A 2,448-nucleotide genomic window follows, 5' to 3' on the forward strand; every position below is an offset into this window, starting at 1 on the left:
CTTTTTAAAACTTTGTAAAAGTTTTATTCGTGCGCTCACGAGACAACTTGTATAGTTTACAGAGAACGGCATGTGAAGTCAAGCACTTTTTTGGATATTTTTAATCTCTTACTCATTTATGCTCTTGATCTTCGTCTTTTAGCAATCTGTCGTTTGCATTTCCTTCTATATTCTTACCAAAGTTTTGATATCTCGACTACCTTCTCTCTTTGTTTTCTGCTACAATATATGGTGTAGGGCTTACCTACACTCATCTATGTCTTGCGTTTCCTTTGTTTATAAACAGAAAGGGCGTCCTCTTCGTCGGAGGACGCCTTTTTATGTTTCTATTTAAATATTTCCATTTGTTCGATGCGGTCAAATGCTCGATCGATGTCTTCTACGCCGACGGTAACGGCCAGGCGCAAAAAGCCTTGGCCGCTTTTGCCGAAGGCGCTCCCTTTGACGGTCAGCACGCGAGCTTCTTCCATGAGCATGCGCCACACTTCCTCTTCCGTTTTGCCCGTGGGGCGAATGTCCACGAAGAGATAGAAGGTGCCGCGAGGTTCGGCGATGCGGATGTTGTTTAGCTTTTTCAGTCGCTCGTAGGCGTGGAAGGTGCGCTTTTTAAATTCTTCGATTAAAGGCGGCTGTACCTCGCTGCGATGTTGTAAGGCATAGATGGCGGCGCGTTGGGAAACGGAGGGGGCGGCGTAGACGTTTTGCTCGTTAACGAATTTTACCGCGTGAATAAATTCCGGTGCGGCTAAAATATAGCCGATGCGCCAGCCGGTCATGGCGAAGTTTTTCGAGAAGGAACGCAGGGTGATGGTACGCGCTTTAAATCGCTCCATGGAGGACATGGGCACGAAGGGGGCGGCGTAGGAAAAGGCGGTGTAAATATCGTCGGCAATGATGAAAAAGTCTTTTTCTTCCGCCAACTCGCCGATGGCTTCCAATGTTTCTTTTTCCAAACACAGGCCGCTGGGATTGTTGGGCGTGTTCACAATAAGGGCTTTGGTTTTATCCGTTACTTTTTCGCGAATGCTTTCAATGGAAGGAATAAATCCTTTGTCGGGGTCGGTTTCCACAAATACGGGCGTCGCTCCCGCCATTTTCACCTGATCGGCGTAGGGCGCAAAGAAGGGCTCGATAATGAGCACTTCGTCGCCGGGATCGCACATGGTTTCCAGTACGAGCCACATGCCGTGGCAGGCGGAGGTGGTGACGAAGACATTTTCTTTTTGCCACTCGATGCCGTATTCTTCTCGTTGAAAGTCGATAATCGCATCAATAAGTTCGGGATCGCCACTGCTCGATGTGTAGTGGGTGTGGCCGGCTTTGGCGTCGTTAAAGGCCGCTTCCATAATGGGGAGCGGGGTGATAATGTCCGGATCTCCCAATGTAAAATCGACGACGTCGTCGAATTTTTTTGCGAGATCGGCGCTTTCCGCCAGCCCGCCGGTGCCGATTTGGCTGTATTTATTAGAACGTAATGATTTCGACATAGTTCCTCCCTTTGTATGCTCTCGGTTTCTGATATACTTAATGTAGTACTATTATAAAGGAGCAAAGATCTAATGACAAAAAAAACTGACTATACGGTTCCCATGGTGGAAAAGGCGCTCCAAATTTTACGTTTTTTACTGGAACATCACGGCAAGTTCAGCATAGGCGACATCTCCACGGCGCTGGATATTCCGAAGACCAGCGTCTTTAAGATTTTACATACTCTGGAAACCGAGCGTTTTGTTTCAAAGGACGCGTCCGATTGCTATTCCTTAGGTTTCGGATTTATCCCCTACGACGCCGAGGTGAAAAACCGCTGGGATTTTACGAAGGTGACCCGACCCATTATGGAACGGGCGGCGGCAGAATGCGGCGAAAGTTTAAACCTCGGTATTTTGGCGGACGATGCCATCGTCATGCTCGATACGGTCGCCGGGGAAGAGTTTTTTATTATTCGCCATTTAATTCCCGTGGCGCCTCTTTACTGCTCCAGTATCGGAAAGATTTTCCTCTCGGAATACGACGACGACGCGTTTAAGAGCTACATCGCCCGCCACACCTTGATGCCACGCACGATTTCCACTCTCACCACGCCGGAAGCTCTTCGAGCGGATTTAGACGAGGTGTTGGAAACGGGCACGGCCCACGACCGTGAAGAATACGAATACGGCCTTACCTGTATGGCGAAGGGGATTTATTCCGAGGGCGAGCTCATTGCCGGCGTGAGCCTTTCAGGCCCTACGAGCCGTTTAAAACACAAGGGACTCGATACATTAGAGGAAATTTTGGCCGATGTGGCAGACGCCCTCGCCGATGAGCCCGGGCTCGGGAAGTTGTTAAGTATTTAGGGATATGGGGCTTTTCTAGGATTCATTCTTAAAAATCTTTCTTTCAAAAGCAATTCATTCATACAGAAAACTTCTTTTTTAATCTTAGGAGGAGGGAATAGGGCGTTGCGAT

The 2,448-nt window shown here is 48.4% G+C and carries 2 protein-coding genes; one reads left to right on the forward strand and one right to left on the reverse strand.

From position 1 onward, the window contains the following. Positions 1-326: 326 nt before the first annotated feature. Positions 327-1,487, reverse strand: a complete 1,161-nt coding sequence (locus tag HMPREF1863_RS02045) for an aminotransferase class I/II-fold pyridoxal phosphate-dependent enzyme (RefSeq protein WP_068366949.1) — start codon at positions 1,485-1,487, stop codon at positions 327-329. Positions 1,488-1,559: 72 nt separating this feature from the next. Here HMPREF1863_RS02045 and HMPREF1863_RS02050 point away from each other — a divergent pair, with 72 nt between their 5' ends. Next, positions 1,560-2,336 carry an IclR family transcriptional regulator gene (locus HMPREF1863_RS02050; protein WP_068366952.1) on the forward strand — a complete coding sequence of 259 codons (777 nt, stop codon included), beginning with the start codon at positions 1,560-1,562 and terminating at the stop codon, positions 2,334-2,336. The last annotated feature ends 112 nt before the right edge of the window (positions 2,337-2,448 follow it).

This window comes from Aedoeadaptatus coxii (genome assembly GCF_001553115.1).
In the GTDB taxonomy this organism is placed as follows: domain Bacteria; phylum Bacillota; class Clostridia; order Tissierellales; family Peptoniphilaceae; genus Aedoeadaptatus; species Aedoeadaptatus coxii.